The 21,437-nt window shown below is 72.2% G+C and carries 17 protein-coding genes and 1 tRNA gene; 16 read left to right on the forward strand and 2 right to left on the reverse strand.

The features are described from left to right. Positions 1-44: 44 nt before the first annotated feature. On the reverse strand, positions 45-671 hold the full coding sequence (locus K7862_RS18430; protein WP_308012052.1) for a hypothetical protein: 627 nt from the start codon (positions 669-671) through the stop codon (positions 45-47). A gap of 308 nt (positions 672-979) precedes the next feature. Next, positions 980-1,051, reverse strand: a tRNA-Arg gene (locus K7862_RS18435). Between the two features lie 480 nt (positions 1,052-1,531). On the opposite strand from K7862_RS18435, the gene K7862_RS18440 reads away from it, so the two are divergent. The 16 genes from K7862_RS18440 to K7862_RS18515 all read left to right on the forward strand — a co-directional run bounded on the left by K7862_RS18440 (position 1,532) and on the right by K7862_RS18515 (position 21,262). After that, on the forward strand, positions 1,532-2,008 hold the full coding sequence (locus tag K7862_RS18440; RefSeq protein WP_222963774.1) for a response regulator: 477 nt from the start codon (positions 1,532-1,534) through the stop codon (positions 2,006-2,008). Positions 2,009-2,097: 89 nt separating this feature from the next. Then, positions 2,098-3,321, forward strand: a complete 1,224-nt coding sequence (nrtL, locus tag K7862_RS18445; protein ID WP_308012053.1) for an ArgS-related anticodon-binding protein NrtL — start codon at positions 2,098-2,100, stop codon at positions 3,319-3,321. A 103-nt stretch (positions 3,322-3,424) separates the two neighbouring features. After that, positions 3,425-4,816, forward strand: coding sequence for a diaminopimelate decarboxylase (lysA, locus tag K7862_RS18450; protein WP_222963776.1), 1,392 nt, complete (start codon positions 3,425-3,427; stop codon positions 4,814-4,816). Positions 4,817-5,058: 242 nt separating this feature from the next. Then, on the forward strand, positions 5,059-6,351 hold the full coding sequence (locus K7862_RS18455; protein WP_222963778.1) for a homoserine dehydrogenase: 1,293 nt from the start codon (positions 5,059-5,061) through the stop codon (positions 6,349-6,351). 7 nt (positions 6,352-6,358) lie between these two features. Then, on the forward strand, positions 6,359-7,459 hold the full coding sequence (gene thrC / locus K7862_RS18460; protein WP_262413380.1) for a threonine synthase: 1,101 nt from the start codon (positions 6,359-6,361) through the stop codon (positions 7,457-7,459). Positions 7,460-7,722: 263 nt separating this feature from the next. Continuing rightward, a complete protein-coding gene (gene thrB / locus K7862_RS18465) occupies positions 7,723-8,646 on the forward strand; it encodes a homoserine kinase (RefSeq protein WP_222963780.1) in 924 nt (307 codons plus the stop codon). Positions 8,647-9,040: 394 nt separating this feature from the next. Next, the gene (rho, locus tag K7862_RS18470; protein ID WP_308012054.1) at positions 9,041-11,035 is read left to right on the forward strand and encodes a transcription termination factor Rho; all 1,995 of its coding nucleotides are present in this window, start codon (positions 9,041-9,043) and stop codon (positions 11,033-11,035) included. Between the two features lie 332 nt (positions 11,036-11,367). Continuing rightward, positions 11,368-13,188 carry a trypsin-like serine protease gene (locus tag K7862_RS18475; RefSeq protein ID WP_222963784.1) on the forward strand — a complete coding sequence of 607 codons (1,821 nt, stop codon included), beginning with the start codon at positions 11,368-11,370 and terminating at the stop codon, positions 13,186-13,188. A 194-nt stretch (positions 13,189-13,382) separates the two neighbouring features. After that, positions 13,383-14,504 (forward strand): LCP family protein, encoded by a 1,122-nt coding sequence (locus K7862_RS18480; protein ID WP_222963786.1) that lies wholly within the window; start codon positions 13,383-13,385, stop codon positions 14,502-14,504. Positions 14,505-14,695: 191 nt separating this feature from the next. After that, entirely contained in the window at positions 14,696-14,920 is a 225-nt protein-coding gene (gene rpmE, locus K7862_RS18485) for a 50S ribosomal protein L31 (protein WP_069465604.1), read from the forward strand. A gap of 95 nt (positions 14,921-15,015) precedes the next feature. Continuing rightward, the gene (gene prfA / locus K7862_RS18490) at positions 15,016-16,095 is read left to right on the forward strand and encodes a peptide chain release factor 1 (protein ID WP_222963837.1); all 1,080 of its coding nucleotides are present in this window, start codon (positions 15,016-15,018) and stop codon (positions 16,093-16,095) included. Between the two features lie 15 nt (positions 16,096-16,110). Continuing rightward, positions 16,111-16,956 carry a peptide chain release factor N(5)-glutamine methyltransferase gene (gene prmC, locus K7862_RS18495; protein ID WP_222963787.1) on the forward strand — a complete coding sequence of 282 codons (846 nt, stop codon included), beginning with the start codon at positions 16,111-16,113 and terminating at the stop codon, positions 16,954-16,956. Between the two features lie 40 nt (positions 16,957-16,996). Beyond that, the gene (locus K7862_RS18500) at positions 16,997-17,644 is read left to right on the forward strand and encodes an L-threonylcarbamoyladenylate synthase (protein ID WP_222963789.1); all 648 of its coding nucleotides are present in this window, start codon (positions 16,997-16,999) and stop codon (positions 17,642-17,644) included. Next, on the forward strand, positions 17,641-18,315 hold the full coding sequence (locus K7862_RS18505) for an arsenate reductase/protein-tyrosine-phosphatase family protein (protein ID WP_372461586.1): 675 nt from the start codon (positions 17,641-17,643) through the stop codon (positions 18,313-18,315). The genes K7862_RS18500 and K7862_RS18505 overlap by 4 nt, the downstream gene beginning before the upstream one ends. A 76-nt stretch (positions 18,316-18,391) precedes the next feature. Beyond that, entirely contained in the window at positions 18,392-19,723 is a 1,332-nt protein-coding gene (gene glyA / locus K7862_RS18510; protein WP_222963791.1) for a serine hydroxymethyltransferase, read from the forward strand. Between the two features lie 231 nt (positions 19,724-19,954). Continuing rightward, complete coding sequence (locus tag K7862_RS18515) at positions 19,955-21,262, forward strand: MraY family glycosyltransferase (RefSeq protein ID WP_222963793.1); 1,308 nt, start codon at positions 19,955-19,957, stop codon at positions 21,260-21,262. Positions 21,263-21,437 lie beyond the last annotated feature (175 nt).

Genomic DNA, 21,437 nt, shown 5'->3' on the forward strand with positions numbered 1-21,437 from the left:
GGCCCCTGGCGCAATGCCAGGGGCCTCTTCAAGTGTCTCGCCGGTCAAATAGACCTGATGGGCCGGGCACGTTCGGAGGCGAGCAGACGCTCAAGGCTCCTCCGGTCGTTGTCGAGAGCAGCGAGCATCCGGGTTCGGGTGTGTTCAAAGTCGGGCTCCACCTCGACGCCGAGGTCGTGACGTAGGGCGACCTCCAACAGATACACCCCGTCGGACAGTGGGCCGCTGAACCAATTTTTGGCCCGCCTGCGCGAATCGTCTGGGTCAGGACTGCCGGGCAACTGCTTTACGACCGAGTATCCGACTCCGAGCGCCAGGTTGAGGGTTGCGACGATCTGATGGACATCCTTTGGGAGGGCCATCTGCGCCAAGGAGTATTGCTCTGACCAGGCTTCCTTGGCGGTGTCGAGGATTATTGGTTCGACGCTTTCACCGCGCTCTGCCGCCCAGACTGCGTCTCGGGCGGCGGCCCGGTAAGCGCGAGCCGCGGTGTTCAGACGGGCATAGAGATCCCGTCTGGTCTCCTGAGTACGGTCGTGGCGGTCCTCTGCCCGTTCACGATCGGCACGCCTGTTCTGCTCCCGCGTGACGCGCTGGCTGAGCACTGCTCCGCCCAGAGTCCCCCCCAGCGTTCCTCCGACGCCGATGAGCGTGGCGGCAAGTGTGGTCACATCCACGAGATCCCCCAACTCGTCCGCTTCATCTGCCCGCGGGCGCCGGCCGAAGAAGACAGGCCCCCAGCAGCCCCAAGGGCACTGACCGCGGCGCTGTTCTACACCGGGACGACGATAATGACGAGCAGGTCGGCTGGGCTTCAAGGGGGCGTCATCACCTGCGGAAATGCCCCAAGATCCCGTCCACGCCTCGTCCACGGAGCCCTACATACGGCCGCTTCGGGCCGCACATGCCTGCGCACATGCAAAAACCCCGCCGTCAGCGTTTCGGCTGGTGGCGGGGTCTTTTGGCACCTACTGCGAGGTGCCCCCGGCAGGATTCGAACCTGCGCACACGGCTCCGGAGGCCGTTGCTCTATCCCCTGAGCTACGGGGGCGACGGGAAGAACACTACCAGCTCGCCGGGGGTGGGCCGGACAGGGTTTTCGGCGCCTGCGGAGGCCGGGCTTCGGGGTGGGCGGCGTCGGCCCGCACCCCCTATCTCGGTCCGGCCCGGTGCCAGCCCCGCACCCCCTATCTCGGTCCGGCCCGGCGCCAGCCCCACCCCTTACCCCGGCCCGGCCCGACGCCTGCCCCGCACAGCTTCCCCCCGGCCCGGCCCGACGCCCGCCCCGCACAACTTCCCCCGGCCCGGTCCGGCCCGGCGCCGGCCGCGTACCCCTTCCCTCGATCCCGCCCCGCGGCCCCACAGCCCGCGGCAAGTTGACGGTCCGGCCCCGCCCGCGCGGGCCCCCGCCCCTGAGCTGCGCGTTCGTCACGGCCCAGCGTGGCAACGAGGCGAGGGGGGTTCACCCCTTGGTGGGGAAGAAAACGGAAAACGCGGGCGGCTCCCCGGCGGTCCGCCTACGCTTTCTTGTGTGGCGGGCGCGTCCGGCCGGGTCCTTGTGGTCGATGACAACAAGGTGATCCGGCAGCTGATCAGGGTCAACCTTGAGCTGGAGGGCTTCGAGGTCGTGACCGCGGCCGACGGTGCCGAATGCCTGGAGATCGTGCACAGCGTCCGCCCTGACGTCATCACCCTCGACGTCGTCATGCCCCGCCTCGACGGCGCCCGCACCGCGGCGCGCCTCCGGTCCGACCCCCGCACCCGCGGCCTCGGCATCGTCATGGTCAGCGCCGGGCCCCTCCCCGAGGGCGTGGCCGACGCCTACCTGGCCAAGCCGTTCGAGCCCGCCGAGCTCGTCGAGACGGTACGCCGCCTCGTCCACCGAGCCGCCGGCACATGCACCGGCACCGGCACCGGCACCACTGGGACCACCGGCACCGCCGCCACCCCCGGGCCGCCCCCGGAAGACCACCCCAGCGGCCGCACCCCCGCCCACCCGGGCGCCTGAGGTCCCGGCACCCCGGCACGGCGTCCCCCCGTCCCAGCCCGTGAAACCCCCTCGCCGTCCCACCCCACCCCTCGCCTACGCTTGCTCGCGTGACACCCGCCGAGCTCTCCCGCACCGTCCTGGCGACGGTCCGGCGCGCTGTCATGGCCGAGGAACTGCAGGTCGAGGCCCTCCCGGCGAAGGTCGCGGTCCAGCGGCCCGCCCGCCCCGGCTGCGGCGACTACGCCACCAACGTCGCCCTCCAGCTCGCCGGGCCCACCGGCCGCAGGCCCCTGGAGGTCGCCGCGATCCTCGCCCGCCGCCTGGAGAAGGAGCCCGGCGTCGCCCTGGTCGAGATCGCCGGCCCCGGCTTCCTCAACATCACCCTCAGCCCTCACGCCTTCGGTGACGTCGTCCGCCAGATCCGTCTCCAGCGCGACGCCTACGGCCGCGGTGACGGCCTGGCCGGCGAGGCGGTCACCCTGACGGCCGACCCGCACCGCCTCCGGGCCCCCGTCGTCGCCGAGACCGTCAACCGCCTCCTCCGCGCCGCCGGCGCAGAACCCGGGCCCCCCGAGCCCGTCCGCGTCACCGAGCCGGAGCGAGAGCCGGAGCCGGAGCCAGCACAAGCGCCGGAGCAATCACAAGAGCCAGAGCCCGGGCCCGCACCCCGCCCCGACGCCTTCGGCCCCCACGTCCTCGGCTCCGAGTCCCTCGGCCCCGACGCCACCCGCTGGGCCCTCCTCCGGCCCCCCGCCGAGGACGCCCCGCGCCTCTCCGCGGACCTCCTCCGCCAGCACGAGTCCAACCCGCTGTTCCGCGTCCGCTACGCCCACGCCCGCACCCGGGCCCTGCTCCGCAACGCCCACGACCTGGGCGTCGACGTCGACGGCGACCCCGACGGCGGCCCCGAAGCGCCCGCCCCCGTCACCGTCCTCCCGGCCCCGGGCTCCCCGGGCTCGACGGGCACCCCCGGCACCCTCACCCCCCCGGCCCCCCCTCGCCCAAGCCAGCCGGCCCCCACCCCCGCCCCCGGCGCGAGCGCCCCAGCGACCCACCACCCCGCCGAGACCGAACTCCTCGGCCTCCTCGCCGACTTCCCCCGCGTGGTCGAGACGGCGGCCCGCCGCCGCGCCCCCGACCGGGTGGCCCGGCACCTGGAGCGGCTCGCGGACGCCTTCCTCCGCTTCCACGACGAGTGTCCGCCGCTGCCGAAGGGCGACGAGAAACCCTCGGCCGTCCACGCCGCCCGTGTCCGCCTCGCCGACGCCACGGGCATCGTGCTCGCCGACGGCCTGCACCTGCTCGGCATCAGCGCCCCCGACCACCTGTGACGCCGCGCCCCACCCCGGCGACGCGACCACCACCAGAAGCCGCCTGGGGGACCCCGCGCCCCCGACCACCTCTGACACCCTCTGAACAGAAAGCCGCAGAGAAGTGAGCCGCTCCGCACACCCCGCAGGTCCCCGCCACGCCGACGTCCTCCCCGAGGGCCACTACCAGGCGCCGCCCAGCGACCTGAACCGTCTCGACCCGCGCATCTGGGCGCGGACCGTCACCCGCAACGACGACGGCGCCGCCGAGGTCGGCGGTCTCGACGTCCGCGCCCTCGCCGAGGAGTTCGGCACCCCCGCCTACTTCCTGGACGAGGCCGACTTCCGGGCCCGCTGCCGCGCCTGGCGCGCCGCTTTCGGCCAGGACGCCGACGTCTTCTACGCGGGCAAGGCCTTCCTCTCCCGCGCGGTCGTGCGGTGGCTGACCGAGGAGGGGCTGAACCTCGACGTCTGCTCCGGCACCGAGCTGGCGGTGGCCCTGGACGCGGGCATGCCCGCCGACCGGATCGCGCTGCACGGCAACAACAAGAGCACCGCCGAGATCGAGCGGGCCGTCGACGCGGGGGTGGGCCGGATCGTCCTCGACTCCTTCCAGGAGATCGTGAAGGTCGCCGCCGTCGCGCAGGAGCGCGGCGTCCGGCAGCGGGTGCAGATCCGGGTGACGGTGGGCGTCGAGGCGCACACCCACGAGTTCATCGCGACCGCGCACGAGGACCAGAAGTTCGGCCTGGCGCTCGCCGACGGCATGGCGGCCGAGGCGGTGCGCCGGGTGCTGAGGCTGGAGAGCCTGGAGCTGGTCGGCATCCACAGCCACATCGGCTCGCAGATCTTCGACATGGCCGGGTTCGAGGTGGCCGCCCGCCGGGTGGTCTCGCTGCTCGCGGACGTCCGCGACGAGCACGGTGTGGAGCTGCCGGAGATCGACCTCGGCGGCGGTCTCGGCATCGCCTACACCCCGGACGACGACCCGCGGGAGCCGCAGGACATCGCCAAGGCGCTGGGCGACATCGTCACCCGGGAGTGCGAGTCGGCGGGGCTGCGGGTGCCGCGGCTGTCCGTCGAGCCGGGCCGGGCCATCGTCGGCCCGACCGCGTTCACGCTCTACGAGGTCGGCACGGTCAAGCCGCTGGAGGGCCTGCGCACGTACGTCAGCGTGGACGGCGGGATGTCGGACAACATCCGCACCGCGCTCTACGACGCCGAGTACAGCGTGGCGCTGGTGTCGCGGAAGAGCGACGCGGCGCCGATGCTCAGCCGGGTGGTGGGCAAGCACTGCGAGAGCGGGGACATCGTGGTCAAGGACGCCTTCCTGCCGTCCGACCTGGCTCCGGGCGACCTGCTGGCGGTGCCGGCCACCGGCGCGTACTGCCGGGCGATGGCGAGCAACTACAACCACGCGCTGCGTCCGCCGGTCGTCGCGGTCGCGGACGGCGCCGCGCGGGTGATCGTGCGGCGCGAGACGGAGGACGATCTGCTCCGGCTGGACGTGGGCTGACCGGAAAAACACTGCAAGATCACCGGACGGACGCAATATCGTCCGGTGATCAGCGGGTCTCGCGATCCGGACAGGGCGTGGTTTCTCCCGTCCGGTGCGTGAGACTGGTGACCTCCGCGTGGTGGGATTCCCGCGTCCGGTCCGGCCCTGCGGGCCGGGGCCGGATCACCGCCCGCGGGCCGGCGGCCCGCCGGCCCGGCCACGCGAACCGATGACGAGAGCAGTACGAGAAACGAGGTCGGATGATGCGTACGCGTCCGCTGAAAGTGGCGCTGCTGGGCTGCGGTGTGGTCGGCTCCGAGGTCACGCGCATCATCACGACGCAGGCCGACGACCTCGCCGCGCGCATCGGGGCCCCGATCGAGCTCGCCGGGATCGCGGTGCGGCGGCCGAACCGGGTGCGCGAGGGCGTCCCGGCGGACCTGCTCACCACGGACGCCATGGCGCTGGTCAAACGCGGCGACCTCGACGTCGTCGTCGAGGTCATCGGCGGGATCGAGCCGGTCCGCACGCTGATCACCACCGCGTTCGAGCACGGCGCCTCGGTCGTCTCGGCGAACAAGGCGCTGCTGGCCGCCGACGGCGCCAGCCTGCACGCCAAGGCCGTCGAGCACGGCGTCGACCTGTACTACGAGGCCGCCGTCGCCGGCGCGATCCCGCTGATCCGGCCGCTGCGCGAGTCGCTGGCCGGCGACAAGGTCAACCGGGTGCTGGGCATCGTGAACGGCACCACCAACTTCATCCTCGACAAGATGGACTCGACCGGCGCCGGCTACAGCGAGGCGCTCGACGAGGCCACCGCCCTGGGGTACGCCGAGGCCGACCCGACGGCCGACGTGGAGGGCTTCGACGCCGCGGCCAAGGCCGCGATCCTGGCCGGCATCGCCTTCCACACCCGGGTCACCATCGACGACGTGCACCGCGAGGGGATCACCGAGGTGACGGCCGCGGACATCGCGTCCGCGCGGAAGATGGGCTGCTTGGTCAAGATGCTCGCGATCTGCGAGCGCAGCGCCGACGGCCGGTCGGTCACCGCCCGGGTGCACCCCGCGATGATCCCGCTCAGCCACCCGCTCGCCTCGGTCCGCGAGGCGTACAACGCCGTCTTCGTCGAGGCGGAGGCGGCCGGGCGGCTGATGTTCTACGGTCCCGGCGCGGGCGGTGCACCCACCGCCTCCGCCGTCCTCGGCGACCTGGTGGCCGCCTGCCGCAACAAGCTCGCGGCGACCACCGGTGCCGGCGAGTCCGCGTACACGCAACTGCCGGTCAGCCCGATGGGGGATGTGGTCACCCGCTACCACATCAGCCTTGACGTGGCGGACAAACCGGGTGTCCTGGCTCAGGTCGCCACGGTGTTCGCCGAGCACGACGTGTCCATCGACACGGTGCGCCAGCAGGGAAAGGACGGCGAGGCCTCCCTCGTCGTCGTCACCCATCGCGCGCCGGACGCCGCGCTCTCCGCGACGGTCTCCAGCCTGCGGAAACTCGACACCGTACGCGGAGTCGCCAGCATCATGCGTGTGGAAGGGGAGTAAGGCCGCCATGAGCAGCAACAACGGAACCATCGACCAGCCCCGGATGTCCGGCACCCACCAGTGGCGCGGCGTCATCGAGGAGTACCGGGACCGGCTGCCGGTCACCGCGCAGACTCCGGTCGTCACCCTGCTGGAGGGCGGAACGCCGCTCGTCCCGGCCCAGCTGCTGTCCGAGCGGACGGGCTGCGACGTCTTCCTGAAGGTCGAGGGCGCCAACCCGACGGGGTCCTTCAAGGACCGCGGGATGACCATGGCCATCTCCAAGGCCAAGGAGGAGGGCGCCAAGGCCGTCATCTGCGCCTCCACCGGCAACACCTCGGCCTCGGCCGCCGCCTACGCGGTGCGCGCCGGCATGGTGTGCGCGGTGCTCGTGCCGCAGGGCAAGATCGCGCTCGGCAAGATGGGCCAGGCGCTGGTGCACGGCAGCCGCATCCTCCAGGTCGACGGCAACTTCGACGACTGCCTGGACCTCGCCCGCGGCCTGAGCGAGAAGTACCCGGTGGCGCTGGTCAATTCGGTGAACCCGGTCCGCATCGAGGGGCAGAAGACGGCCGCGTTCGAGATCGTGGACGCGCTCGGCGACGCGCCCGACATCCATGTGCTGCCGGTGGGCAACGCGGGCAACATCACCGCGTACTGGAAGGGCTACCGCGAGTACGCGGCCGACGGGGTGTCCACCCGCCGGCCGCGGATGTGGGGCTTCCAGGCGTCCGGCTCGGCGCCGATCGTCAACGGGGCGCCGGTGCGCCAGCCGCAGACCATCGCCACCGCGATCCGGATCGGCAACCCCGCGTCGTGGACGTACGCCGAGGAGGCCCGGGACGACTCGGGCGGCCTCATCGAAGCGGTGACGGACCGTCAGATCCTGTCCGCCTACCGGCTGCTGGCCGCCAGGGAGGGTGTCTTCGTGGAGCCCGCGTCGGCCGCCTCGGTCGCCGGACTGCTCAAGGCCGCCGAGGAGGGCAGGGTCGACCCGGGCCAGCGGATCGTCTGCACGGTCACCGGCAACGGCCTCAAGGACCCGGACTGGGCCGTCGCCGGCGCCCCGCAGCCGACCACCGTGCCGGTGGACGCGGACGCCGCCGCCGACCACCTCGGCCTGCGCTGACGGCCCGGCCGGGGGAGTCCGCCGGTCCGCGCGACGGACCGGACGAACGCCGGCAACCCGGGGGCGCACACACCGCGAACGACACGCATCGCGCGCGGTGCGTGCGCCCTATGTCGCAGGAGAACCTTCCTTCGATACTCTTAGGGCGGCGGCACCGCAGCGTGCCCCGCATCCGGCGGATGCCAAACCGCCATTCCCGCCCCGCCGCGCCGGCAATGGAGCCGCGCCCGCAGGGCGCACCGCACAAGGAGATTCGTCGAACGATGGCCGGTCCCGCGTTCCGCGCCGCCGCAGTACGGGTGCGCGTCCCCGCGACCAGCGCCAACCTGGGCCCCGGTTTCGACGCCTTCGGCCTGGCCTTGGGGCTGTACGACGACGTGGTCGTCCGCGTCGCCGACTCGGGCCTGCACGTCGACATCGCGGGCGAGGGCGCCGACACGCTGCCCCGCGACGAGAAGCACCTGGTCGTACGGTCCCTGCGGACCGCCTTCGACCTGCTCGGCGGCCAGCCGCGCGGCCTGGAAGTGGTGTGCGCCAACCGCATCCCGCACGGCCGCGGCCTCGGCTCGTCCTCCGCGGCCATCTGCGCGGGCATCATCGCCGCGCGCTCGGTGACCATAGGCGGCCCCGCCGTGCTCGACGACACCGCGCTGCTGGAACTGGCCACCGAGATCGAGGGGCACCCCGACAACGTCGCCGCCTGTCTGCTCGGCGGCTTCACCGTGGCCTGGACCGAGGGCGGCGCGGCCCGGGCGGTCCGGATGGACCCCGCGGCGTCGCTGATTCCGGTGGTCTTCGTCCCCGCCACCCCGCTGCTCACCGAGACCGCGCGCGGCCTGCTGCCGCGCAGCGTCCCGCACGTCGACGCGGCGGCCAACGCCGGCCGGGCCGCACTGCTCGTCGAGGCGCTGACCAGGCGCCCCGAGCTGCTGCTGCCGGCCACCGAGGACCGGTTGCACCAGGAGTACCGGGCGCCCGCCATGCCCGAGACCATCGCCCTGGTCAACCGTCTGCGCGCCGAAGGCGTCCCCGCTGTCGTGTCGGGTGCCGGCCCGACGGTGCTCGCCCTGTGCGACGAGGGTGACGCCGACAAGGTCTCCCGGCTCGCGGGTGAGGGCTGGGCCGCCAACCGGCTGGCACTGGACCAGGCCGGGGCCAGTGTTCTGCCCCTCGCAGGGGGGCAGTGACACGATTGCCGGTCGTAGAGAGGGGGAATATGTGGGGGATCCGGTAGTGTTAATCTCAAGTCAGCATTCGCAGCCCGATGGGCGCGATGCACTGTGTCCCCGCCTCTGCCGTCGCAGGCAGCGGACGACACGTCTTCCGGGAGCCTCCCACACAGCATGGGCAGTCTGACTGGGGAGTCGGACAGCCTGCCTTAGCAGTGTCGAGCACGCTCCGGAATCGGTAGGAGTTTCCGCAGTTTCACCGGTTTGCTCCGTACCGAGAGCTCGTATGTATTTCTGCCGCCGTCAGGCGGACCACCGCCCCGGTTCTGAGCAGCGGAAACGCCCAGACCCGGACAGCACGACCGGTCGCCGAGCCATTCAGGCCGACGTCCGCTCCAGGGAAGGACCCTTCGTGAGCGACACCACCGATCTGATGGGCGTGCGCGCAGACAACACTGTCGCCGCGTCCGACGCCGCCGCGCCTGCCGCCGGTGCTGCCACGGCCAGTGCCTCACGGCGACGCCGGTCCGGTACCGGTCTGGACGGCATGGTCCTGGCCGAACTCCAGCAGCTCGCCTCCGGACTCGGTATCAAGGGCACCGCGCGGATGCGCAAGAGCCAGCTGATCGAGACCATCAAGGAGCGCCAGGCCGGCGGCGGGGCCGCGGCTCCGCAGGCCGACGCCCCCGCGGCCGAGAAGCCCAAGCGCCGCGCGACGTCCCGGACCCGTCTCGAGCAGGCGGCCGACGAGGGCGCCCCCGCCGCGAAGGCCACGGCCACCGCGACCGCCACCGCTCCGGCCGAGTCCCAGCAGATCGAGATCCCGGGTCAGCCGGCCGGCGACAAGGGCGAGAAGGCCGCGCCGAAGGGTGAGGCGAAGACCGAGCAGGCCGCCGGGCGGACCGAGCGCGCGGCCGAGGCCGCCGCCGACACCGCCGAGGGCAAGGGCGACGGCAAGCAGCAGCAGGGCGGCGGCGACGGTGACGGCAACCGCCAGCGCGGGCAGCGCGGCGACCGCCGCGAGCGGCAGCGTGACCGCCGCAACCGGGACGGCGGCGACGGTGACGGCAACCGCCAGCGCGACCGTCAGCAGCAGGGCCAGGGCGGCGGCCAGAACCAGCAGGGCGGCCAGGGCGGTCAGGGCGGCCAGCAGGACGACGAGGACTTCGGCGAGGGCCGGGGCCGGCGCCGCGGCCGTTACCGCGACCGCCGCGGCCGTGGCCGTGGCCGTGACGACTTCGGCGGCGGCGAGCCGCAGGTCGCCGACGACGATGTGCTGATCCCCGTCGCGGGCATCCTCGACATCCTCGACAACTACGCGTTCATCCGCACCTCCGGCTACCTGCCGGGCCCGAACGACGTGTACGTCTCGCTCGCCCAGGTCCGCAAGAACGGCCTGCGCAAGGGCGACCACGTCACCGGTGCGGTCCGTCAGCCCAAGGACGGCGAGCGCCGCGAGAAGTTCAACGCGCTGGTCCGGCTGGACTCCGCCAACGGCATGGGCGCCGACTCCGGCCGCGGCCGTCCGGAGTTCAACAAGCTCACCCCGCTGTACCCGCAGGACCGGCTCCGCCTGGAGACCGACCCCGGTGTGCTGACGACCCGGATCATCGACCTGGTGTCGCCGATCGGCAAGGGCCAGCGCGGTCTGATCGTGGCCCCGCCGAAGACCGGTAAGACCATGATCATGCAGGCGATCGCCAACGCGATCACCACCAACAACCCCGAGTGCCACCTGATGGTCGTGCTCGTGGACGAGCGGCCCGAGGAAGTCACCGACATGCAGCGGTCGGTGAAGGGCGAGGTCATCTCCTCGACCTTCGACCGTCCGGCCGAGGACCACACCACGGTCGCCGAGCTGGCCATCGAGCGCGCCAAGCGCCTGGTGGAGCTGGGCCACGACGTGGTCGTGCTGCTCGACTCGATCACCCGCCTGGGCCGCGCGTACAACCTCGCGGCGCCCGCCTCCGGCCGCATCCTGTCCGGTGGTGTCGACTCGACCGCGCTCTACCCGCCGAAGCGCTTCTTCGGCGCCGCGCGCAACATCGAGGACGGCGGCTCGCTGACCATCCTGGCCACCGCGCTGGTCGAGACCGGCTCGCGCATGGACGAGGTGATCTTCGAGGAGTTCAAGGGCACCGGCAACATGGAGCTCAAGCTCGACCGCAAGCTCGCCGACAAGCGCATCTTCCCCGCGGTGGACGTGGACGCGTCCGGCACCCGCAAGGAGGAGATCCTGCTCGGCGGCGAGGAGCTGGGCATCGTCTGGAAGCTGCGCCGGGTGCTGCACGCCCTGGACCAGCAGCAGGCGATCGAGCTGCTGCTGGACAAGATGAAGCAGACGAAGTCCAACGCCGAGTTCCTGATGCAGATCGCGAAGACGACTCCGGGACAGAACAACGACTGACCCGCAGCGATCCCGCTGAGCCCCGCCCGCCGGTGTCCCCGGCGGGCGGGGCTTTGCGCGTCCGGCTTTCCGCGCCAAAGCACTTTTCTTTACTGAAAGTTGTGCTGGGAGCCTCCTGTGAGGCTGGTGTGAGTCCGTGCGGCGGTCATATGATCGGCCAGCCGCAGGTGGGGGGGAATCCATCTTCGGACCCAGCCCGCGGCGGCGGCTCAGATCCGCCCGCGACGCGGCGGGTCTGTTCTCTTGTTCCGCTCACTCCTGTGCGCACCTCCGGTGCCGCCTCGCGCCTCTCGCGCGCCCGCGGCACGTCATCCGACCATCAGGAGATCTGAGTGTCCTCTGCCCACAAGGGCGTCAGGACCGGGCGGCGCAGCCTCAAGGCGCTCCCGGTTGCCGCCCTCGCCGTCGGCACGGCGGGCCTGTTCCTCTCGGCCCCCGCGCACGCCGACGGTGCTTCGCAGCTGCCCGCGATCAAGGCGGCCGCACCCCACCGCACGGTGAGCACGGCCGAGTTGAAGGCCCGTGTCGCCGGAGCCATCCGCGTGGCCGGCCGCACGACGGCACGGTCCACGATGTCCAGCAGCACCACGTCCGGCTCCACGTCCGGCGGCAAGGCGACCCCGCTGATCATCGGGGGCTCGACCACCACGTTCGCCAACGCGCCGTTCATGGTGCAGCTCTACTACTACGACGACAAGGGCACCGCCGACACGTCGGACGACGTCGGCTTCGCCTGCGACGGCACGATCGTCAGCCACTCGAAGATCCTCACGGCCGCGCACTGCGTCCACGGGTACGACTGGTACGACTACGGCGCCATCGTCAGCGGAACCGACCAGCTCGTGACGACCAACGCCGACGGGTCGGCGAACCTGCACGGCGGCGTGATCAGCCTCGCCGGCGCGCAGTGGAACCACCCGTCGTACAACGACACGACCACGGACAACGACGCCGCGGTGCTGACCGTCGACCCGCTGTACCAGGGCCTCGCATCGACCGCCAAGGCGCTGCCGATCACCAGCAGCACCGACACGGCGTCGTACACGCCCGGCAAGACCGCGGTGGTCTACGGATGGGGACGTACCTCGTCCACCTCCGAGGACGAGTCGCCGACGCTGCTGCAGGCGACCCTTCCGGTCGACTCCGACGCGACCTGCACCCAGTGGGACGCGGCGGACTTCAAGCCGGGCCACATGGTCTGCGCCGGTACCCCGGCCTCCGGGTCGGACACCGGGACCATCGCGACCTGCAACGGTGACTCCGGCGGGCCGCTGGTCGAGAACGGCAAGATCATCGGCATCGTGTCCTGGGGTGTCAAGGACTGCGTGGAGCAGGGTGCCTACAGCGTGTTCACCAAGGTGAGCACGTACGCGGGCGCCATCAACCAGCGCATGGACGACGGCAGTCTGCTGCCCCTCGACCACGAGGACACCCTGGCGGACCTGTTCGCCCGGACGCCTGCCGGCGAGGCGTACATGTACCAGTCCAAGGGCACCAGCTTCGCCGCGCGTGCGGACGAGGGAGACTTCAGCGGTCTCAACCTGGTGCGCCAGGCCGACCTGAACGGTGACTGGTCCGAGGACCTGGTGGTCCGTACGACCGCCGGTCACCTGATGTTCCTGGACTCCCTGACCGGGGACGCCACGGACATCGGCGCCGGCTGGAACGCGATGAAGTCGATCACGCTCCCCGGCGACATCACCGGTGACGGCAAGCCCGACCTGTTCGCGACCGACAGCACCGGTGTGGCGTACGTGTACCCGGGCACCGGCGCGGGCAAGTTCGGCGCCCGCGTCAAGGTCGGTTCGGGCTGGAACATCTACGGCTCGGTCATCTACGGCAAGGGCGACCTGACCGACGACGGCCGTGCCGACATCGTGGCCCGGGACAGCTCCGGCGTCCTGTGGCTGTACAAGGGCACGGGTTCCGCCAGTGCCCCTTGGGCGGCCCGGGTCAAGATCGGCGCCGGCTGGAACGGTTACAACGCCTTCGCCTCCACCGGTGACATGACCGGTGACGGCAAGGCCGACCTGCTCGCCCGGGACACCTCGGGCGTGCTGTGGCTGTACAAGGGCACGGGTTCCACCAGTGCCCCCTACGCCGCCCGGGTCAAGATCGGTGCCGGCTGGAACATCTACAACCTGCTCGGCTGACCGTGGCCGGGGTCACCCTGGGTGACATCCGCCCGGATCCCGGTCACTGAGCGAAGTTGCCAGCGAACTCCCGCATACCCCCTGACCAGGGGGTATGCGGGAGTTCGCGGTTGTCCCCCGGATGCCGGAACCCGGACACCGGGCGCACGATGAAGAGTCCGGCAAATCAGACCACAGAGCCGGAGGTGCCGCACATGCTCGACGATCAGCTGCCGCGGGCCGGCTCCAGCCCCAGCGGGGCCGGGGACGGCCGCAGGCGCCGTCGGCGCAGCCTCAAGGTGGTCGCCTGTGTGACGGCGGGCCTGGTGCTCGCCGGGGGCGCCGGGGCGGCGTACCTCTACCAGCGGCTGAACGGCAACATCCACAGCGTCGACATCAACGACGCGCTGGGGGACCACCGCCCCGCGCCGCTGGGCAACGGCGCCATGGACATCCTGGTCCTCGGCTCGGACTCGCGCTCCGGCGCCAACCATGTGTACGGGCACGACAGCGGAGCGCGCTCGGACACCGCGATGATCGTGCACCTGGCCGCCGGCCACCGCTCGGCCAGCGTCGTCAGCATCCCGCGCGACACCCTCGTCGCCCGCCCGGCCTGCAAGAAGGACAACGGCGGCACCGTGCCACCGGCGCAGCAGGTGATGTTCAACAGCGCCTACGAGGCCGGCGGGCCCGCCTGCGCGGTCAAGACGGTGGAGCAGCTCACCGGGCTGCGCATGGACCACTACGTCGAGGTCGACTTCACCGGCTTCAAGAACCTCGTCAACGCCCTCGGCGGGGTCCCGCTCACCACCCGGCAGGCGATCAACGACCCCAAGAGCCATCTCGACCTGCCCGCGGGCAGCCACACGCTCGACGGCGAGCAGGCGCTCGGCCTGGTGCGCACCCGGCACGGCGTGGGCGACGGCAGCGACCTGGGCCGCATAGAGCTCCAGCAGGCGTTCATGAAGGCGCTGCTGGACCGCATGTCGGGCGTCGGGCTGACCACCAGCCCCGGCAAGCTCTTCTCGGTCGCCGACACCGCCACCAAGGCCGTCACGACCGACACCGGGCTCGGCTCGGTGAACAAGCTGATGGGCCTCGGCCAGAGCATGCAGCACCTGGACGCCTCCCATGTGCACATGGTGACGCTGCCGGTGCAGTACGCGGCCGACCGCAACCGGGTCGAGCCGATCGCGTCGAAGGCCGCGGTCGTATGGGCCGCGCTGCGCGCCGACAAGCCGATCCCGCCCTCGGCGACCAAGGGGTCGGTCGCCGACGAGGCCAAGGCCAAGAAGGTCGTCGCCGCCCGCCAGGCTCCGACGTCGACACGGCCCTGACCTGCGGCGACGGTCTGCGGAAGGTGCGCGGAGGGCCGGCCGGCGGCGCTCGGCGGCGCCCGGGAATGATTCGCGGGCCCCTCCGGTTTGGGGAGATGCGGTCAGTGCTGGCAGACTGGTCCGCTGGTCCCGGTTCACGCCCCCGCAGCCCGCGGGTGCGACCCGGCGCCCTCCCGAACCTAGGAGCATCCTTGAAGCGCGACATCCACCCCGAGTACGTCGAGACCCAGGTCACCTGCACCTGCGGCGCGTCGTTCACCACCCGCAGCACCGAGTCGAGCGGCCAGATCCGCGCCGACGTGTGCTCCGAGTGCCACCCGTTCTACACGGGCAAGCAGAAGATCCTCGACACCGGCGGCCGCGTTGCCCGCTTCGAGGCCCGCTTCGGCAAGGCCGCTGGGTCCGCCAAGAAGTAGCGACCCGCGAGCGCCGGTCCACGGCCGTCCCCAGGACGGCCGGACCGGCGCTTTGTCGTCCCGCACACTTCTTCTCCAACCCCCAGGGATCCATGATGTTCGAGGCGGTCGAGGAACTGATCGGCGAGCACGCCGACCTCGAGAAGCAGCTGGCCGACCCCGCGGTGCACGCGGACCAGGCCAACGCACGCAAGCTCAACAAGCGCTACGCGGAGCTGACCCCGATCGTCGCCACCTACCGCTCCTGGCGGCAGACCGGCGATGACATCGGCACGGCCCGCGAGCTCGCGCTGGACGATCCCGACTTCGCCGCCGAGGTCAAGGACCTGGAGAAGCAGCGCGCGGAGCTCACCGAGCGGCTGCGGCTGCTGCTGGTGCCCCGCGACCCCAGCGACGACAAGGACGTCATCCTCGAGGTCAAGGCCGGCGAGGGCGGCGAGGAGTCCGCGCTGTTCGCGGGCGACCTGCTGCGGATGTACCTGCGCTACGCCGAGCGGGTCGGCTGGAAGACCGAGATCCTCGACGCCAACGAGTCCGACCTCGGCGGCTACAAGGACGTCCAGGTCGCGGTGAAGGCCCGCGGCAGCCACGAACCGGGGCAGGGCGTCTGGGCGCGGCTGAAGTACGAGGGCGGCGTGCACCGCGTGCAGCGGGTGCCGGCCACCGAGTCGCAGGGCCGGATCCACACCTCGGCGGCCGGTGTGCTCGTCACGCCGGAGGCCGAGGAGGTCGAGGTCGAGATCAACCCCAACGACCTGCGGATCGACGTCTACCGCTCGTCCGGTCCCGGCGGCCAGTCGGTCAACACCACCGACTCCGCGGTCCGCATCACGCACCTGCCGTCCGGTCTGGTGGTCTCCTGCCAGAACGAGAAGAGCCAGCTCCAGAACAAGGAGTCGGCGATGCGCATCCTGCGGTCCCGGCTGCTGGCCGCCGCGCAGGAGGAGGCCGAGCGCGAGGCGTCCGACGCCCGCCGCAGCCAGGTCCGCACCGTCGACCGCTCCGAGCGCATCCGCACCTACAACTTCCCGGAGAACCGCATCTCCGACCACCGGGTCGGCTTCAAGGCCTACAACCTGGACCAGGTGCTCGACGGCGATCTGGACGCGATGATCCAGGCCTGCGTGGACGCCGACTCGGCCGCCAAGCTGGCCGCGGCCGGCGACGCGGCCTGATCGGGGGGCTGGCACGTGAACCTGCTGCTCGCCGAAGTGGCGCAGGCCGCCCAGCGGCTCGCCGACGCCGGCGTGCCCTCGCCCCGGTTCGACGCCGAGGAGCTCGCGGCGTACGTCCACGGCGTCAAGCGCGGTGAGCTGCACACGGTGGCCGACGGGGAGTTCGACGCCCGCTACTGGGAGGCCGTCGCCCGCCGCGAGGCCCGCGAGCCGCTGCAGCACATCACCGGCCGCGCCTTCTTCCGCTACCTCGAACTCCAGGTCGGGCCAGGGGTGTTCGTGCCGCGGCCGGAGACCGAGTCGGTCGTCGGCTGGGCCATAGACGCCGTGCGCGCGATGGACGTCGCCGAGCCGCGCATCGTGGACCTGTGCACCGGCTCCGGCGCCATCGCGCTGGCGCTCGCGCAGGAGGTGCCCCGCTCCCGGGTGCACGCCGTGGAACTGTCCGAGCAGGCCCTGGACTGGGCCCGCAAGAACACCGCCGGGTCCAAGGTCGACCTGCGGCACGGCAACGCCCTCACCGCCTTCCGCGACCTCGACGGCCAGGTGGACCTGGTCATCTCCAACCCGCCGTACATCCCGCTCGGCGAATGGGAGTACGTTGCGCCCGAGGCCCGCGACCACGACCCCGAACTCGCCCTGTTCTCCGGCGAGGACGGCCTGGACACCATCCGCGGCATCGAGCGCACCGCGCACCGGCTGCTCCGGCCCGGAGGAGTCGTCGTGATCGAGCACGCCGACTCCCAGGGTGGCCAGGTGCCGTGGATCTTCAAGGAGGACGCGGGCTGGGCGGACGCGGCCGACCACCCCGATCTCAACAACCGGCCGCGGTTCACCACCGCCCGCAAGGCGACGCCGTGAAGACGGCACAGGCTCAGCAGCAGCTTCTGGAGGTCAGCTAATGGCACGGCGATACGACTGCTCCGACGCGACCGACCGGGCCACCGGCCTGCGCGAGGCCACCTCGGCGATCAAGCGCGGCGAACTCGTCGTGCTGCCCACCGACACCGTCTACGGCATCGGCGCGGACGCGTTCGACGCCGAGGCCGTCGGCGATCTGCTGGAGGCCAAGGGCCGCGGCCGCAACATGCCCTCGCCGGTGCTGGTCGGCTCGCCGAACACCCTGCACGGCATCGTCACCGACTTCTCCGAGCAGGCGTGGGAGCTCGTCGACGCGTTCTGGCCCGGTGCGCTGACCCTGGTCACCAAGCACCAGCCGTCGCTCAACTGGGACCTCGGGGACACCCGCGGCACCGTCGCGGTGCGCATGCCGCTGCACCCGGTCGCCATCGAACTGCTCACCGCCACCGGGCCGATGGCCGTCTCCAGCGCCAACCTGACCGGGCACCCGTCGCCGCAGGACTGCGACGCCGCGCAGGAGATGCTCGGCGACTCGGTGGCGATCTACCTCGACGGCGGACCCACGCCCGCCGCCGTGCCGTCGTCCATCGTGGACGTCACGGGGAAGGTGCCGCTGCTGCTGCGGGCCGGGGCGATCAGCGCGGACGAGCTGCGCAAGGTCGTACCCGACCTGCAGGAGCGCAGTTGACGCCCGAGGGACGGGGCATACGGGGGTACGACGGCGGGCTGCCCGCCTCCGCACCGGGCGGGGGCCCCGGCAGCCCATCCGACGTGTTCCGTGTGCTCCACGTCTGCACCGGGAACGTGTGCCGCTCGCCGATGGCCGAGCGGCTGATGCGGCACGGCCTGGCCCTGCGGGTCGGGGCGGCCGGCGCCGGCATCGTCGTGGAGTCCGCCGGCACCTGGGGGCACGAGGGCGCGCCCATGGAGGCGCACGCCGCCGCGGTGCTGACCGAGTTCGGCGCCGACCCGGCCGGCTTCGTCGGCCGCGAGCTGCTCGACGACCACGTCATCGACGCGGACCTGGTGCTGACCGCCACCCGCGACCACCGCGCCCAGGTCATCTCCATGGGCCACGCGGCGGGCCTGCGGACCTTCACGCTCAAGGAGTTCACCCGCCTGGTCCGGGCGATAGACACCGCCACGCTGCCTGATGGCAGCGTCACCGAGCGCGCCCGGGCCCTGGTGCAGGCCGCAGCCGCGCTGCGCGGCTGGCTGCTGGCCCCCAGCCCCGAGGCGGACGAGGTGCACGACCCCTACGGCGCGCCCGTGGGGTACTTCCGCAGCATCGGCGAGGAGATCCAGGGCGCCCTGGACCCGGTCGTCACCGCGCTGACCGGAGTCACCGCCACCGTTTAGGCCGCATCCGCAGCGCGTTCCGCGGTCGCCGCCCCTACAGTGGAGGCGAGATCGCCTCTCCCGCAGGGAGTGCACCATGCCGGTCGCCGAGACAGCACAGACCTCCGCGCGCGTCCGCACGGGCCGCGCGGCCCCGTCCGGCGGCCCGTCCGCCGCCACCCCGATGCCCGCGGACTTCGCCGCGCTGCGCCGCCAGGACCCCGAGCTTGCCGGCGTCCTGCTCGCCGAACTCGACCGGCAGAGCAGCTGCCTGCAGCTCCTGGCGGGGGAGAACTTCACCTCCGCGGCCGTGCTGGCCGCGCTCGGCTCCCCGCTGGCCAACAAGTACGCCGAGGGCTATCCGGGTCACCGCCACCACGCCGGCTGCGAGCTGGTGGACCTCGCCGAGCGGCTGGCGGTGGAACGCGCCACCGCCCTGTTCGGCGCCGCCCACGCCAACGTCCAGCCGTACTCCGGGTCCTCCGCGGTGCTGGCCTCCTACGCCGCCCTGCTGGTCCCCGGCGACACGGTGCTGGCCACCGCGCTGCCGCACGGCGGCCACCTCACCCACGGCTCGCGCGCGAACTTCTCCGGCCGCTGGTTCCAGTTCGTCGGCTACGGCACCGACCGCGACGGCCTGATCGACTACGACCAGGTGCGCGACCTGGCCCGCAAGCACCGCCCCAAGGCGATCGTGTGCGGCGCCACCGCCTATCCGCGGCACCTGGACTACGCGGCGTTCCGGGAGATCGCCGACGACGTCGGCGCCTATCTGATCGCCGACGCCGCGCACACCCTCGGCCTGGTCGCCGGCGGCGCCGCGCCCAGCCCGGTGCCGTACGCGGACGTGGTGTGCGCCACCACCCACAAGACGCTGCGCGGGCCGCGCGGCGGGCTGATCCTGTGCGGCGAGCCCCTGGCGCAGCGCGTCGACCGCGCGGTCTACCCCTTCTCGCAGGGCGGCCCGCACATGCACGCCATCGCCGCGAAGGCCGCCGCGTTCGCCGAGGCGGCCACCCCGGCCTTCTCCGAGTACGCCCACCAGGTCGTCGCGAACGCCCGGCTGCTTGCGGAGGCCCTGTGTGCGGAAGGTCTCGATGTGGTCACCGGCGGCACCGACACCCATCTGATCACCGCGGGCGTCGGCCCGCTGGACATCGACGGCCGCACCGCCCGCGGCCGGTGCGCGGCGGCCGGGATCCTCGTCGACAAGTGCCCGATCCCCTACGACCCGCGGCCCGCGGACGGCTGCACCGGCATCCGGCTGGGGACCGCCGCGGTCACCACCCAGGGCCTGGGGGAGCGGGAGATGCCGCAGGTCGCGGGCCTGATCGGCCGCGCGCTGCGGGAGGACCGGGACACCGGCGCGGACGTCGCCGAGCTGGTGCGGCGCTTCCCGCCGTACCCCGACGCCTACCCCGGCCGCTGAGCCCGTCCCGCCCGCGGCCGGCCCGGCGGGACACCCTCCGGCGGGCCGCAACGAGCGACGGACAGTCCTGTTTCCTGCCCGTTGCGCACGGTGTGCAACCCCCTCGGCTCCCTGTGAGTCTCGGTAGGTGTTCGCCGTCCCGGCCCGGCCACCACTAGGGTGTGACGCTGTGAGGTACCCCCGGACGTGTGCGCACGTGTGCTGCGCCCCCGAAACCGTCGGAGGCGGCTCGTGCGCGAGTATCTGCTGACCCTCTTCGTCACGGCGGCTGTCACGTATCTGCTGACGGGGCCGGTGCGGAAGTTCGCCATCGCGGCCGGAGCCATGCCCCCGATCCGCGACCGTGACGTGCACCGCGAGCCGACGCCGCGGCTCGGCGGCATCGCCATGTTCGGCGGCCTGTGCGCCGGCCTGCTGGTGGCCGCCCACCTGAGCAACCTCGGGGACGTCTTCAGCCTGTCCAAAGAGCCGCGCGCGCTGCTGTCCGGGGCCGCGCTGATCTGGCTGCTGGGCGTGCTGGACGACAAGTGGGGCGTGGACGCGCTGATCAAGCTCGGCGTGCAGATGATCGCCGCGGGCGTCATGGTGCTGCAGGGCCTCAGCATCCTGTGGCTGCCGGTGCCCGGCATCGGCACCGTGGCCCTCACCCCGATCCAGTCGACGCTGCTGACCGTCGCCCTCGTCGTCATCACCATCAACGCGGTGAACTTCGTCGACGGCCTGGACGGTCTCGCGGCCGGCATGGTGTGCATCGCGGCGATCGCGTTCTTCATGTACGCCTACCGCATCTGGTACGGCCACGGCATCGAGGCGGCCGCGCCCGCCACGCTCTTCAGCGCGATCCTGATCGGGATGTGCCTGGGCTTCCTGCCGCACAACATCCACCCCGCGCGGATCTTCATGGGCGACTCCGGCTCGATGCTGATCGGCCTGGTGCTGTCCTCGGGGGCGATCTCCATCACCGGGCAGGTCGACCCGGACGCCATCACCGGGTTCACCGGATCGACCCGCGAGACCGTGCACTTCATGGTCCCCGTCTACATGCCGCTGCTGCTGCCGATGACGATGATCGCCATCCCGGCCGCCGACCTGGTGCTCGCGGTGGTCCGCCGCACCTGGAAGGGCCAGTCGCCGTTCGCGGCCGACCGCGGGCACCTGCACCACCGGCTGCTGGAGATCGGCCACTCGCACGCGCGGGCCGTGTGGATCATGTACTTCTGGGCCGCGCTGATCGCGTTCTCCGCGGTGGCGTTCTCGGTCCGGTCCTCCAGCCTGGGCATCGTGCTGGTCATCGTCGGCCTCAGCGCGATCGGCCTGGTCGCGCTGCTGCTGCCGCGGGTGCGGCCGCGGGCGCCGCGCTGGGCGGAGGCGATCGTGCCGCCGCGCTACCGCAGGCGCCGCCGCCGGCTCGCCGCCGCGGCCGCCGCGGCCGAGCGCGAGATGCGCTCCGCCGACCGGCCCGCGCTGAACGGATCGACGGCGATCGGCGACCGTTCGCAGTTCCCCGAGCGCCGGCGTCCGGTCGACACCCGCCGCTGACGTCCCCGGTGCGATGGGTCCCGGAGGTGGGGACGTTGCATGTCTCACATGCGAACAAGACCCGCGAAAGACCCGAACACCCTAAATTGGACGGCGTGTCGCGGTCACACTCATGTGACAGGCAGCACATCTCCATGGTAAAGACCGCATCAAATACTTTGTGATACCGTTCACG

This window comes from Actinacidiphila acidipaludis, from assembly GCF_019890725.1.
Taxonomy (GTDB): Bacteria; Actinomycetota; Actinomycetes; order Streptomycetales; family Streptomycetaceae; genus Actinacidiphila; species Actinacidiphila acidipaludis.

Bases quoted from the DNA above. Each gene is read 5' to 3' on its own strand.
- K7862_RS18455 (WP_222963778.1), top strand. From the start codon at position 5,059: ATGATGCGTACGCGTCCGCTGAAAGTGGCGCTGCTGGGCTGCGGTGTG.
- thrC (WP_262413380.1), top strand. From the start codon at position 6,359: ATGAGCAGCAACAACGGAACCATCGACCAGCCCCGGATGTCCGGCACC.
- thrB (WP_222963780.1), top strand. From the start codon at position 7,723: ATGGCCGGTCCCGCGTTCCGCGCCGCCGCAGTACGGGTGCGCGTCCCC.
- K7862_RS18480 (WP_222963786.1), top strand. From the start codon at position 13,383: ATGCTCGACGATCAGCTGCCGCGGGCCGGCTCCAGCCCCAGCGGGGCC.
- prfA (WP_222963837.1), top strand. From the start codon at position 15,016: ATGTTCGAGGCGGTCGAGGAACTGATCGGCGAGCACGCCGACCTCGAG.
- K7862_RS18500 (WP_222963789.1), top strand. From the start codon at position 16,997: ATGGCACGGCGATACGACTGCTCCGACGCGACCGACCGGGCCACCGGC.
- glyA (WP_222963791.1), top strand. From the start codon at position 18,392: ATGCCGGTCGCCGAGACAGCACAGACCTCCGCGCGCGTCCGCACGGGC.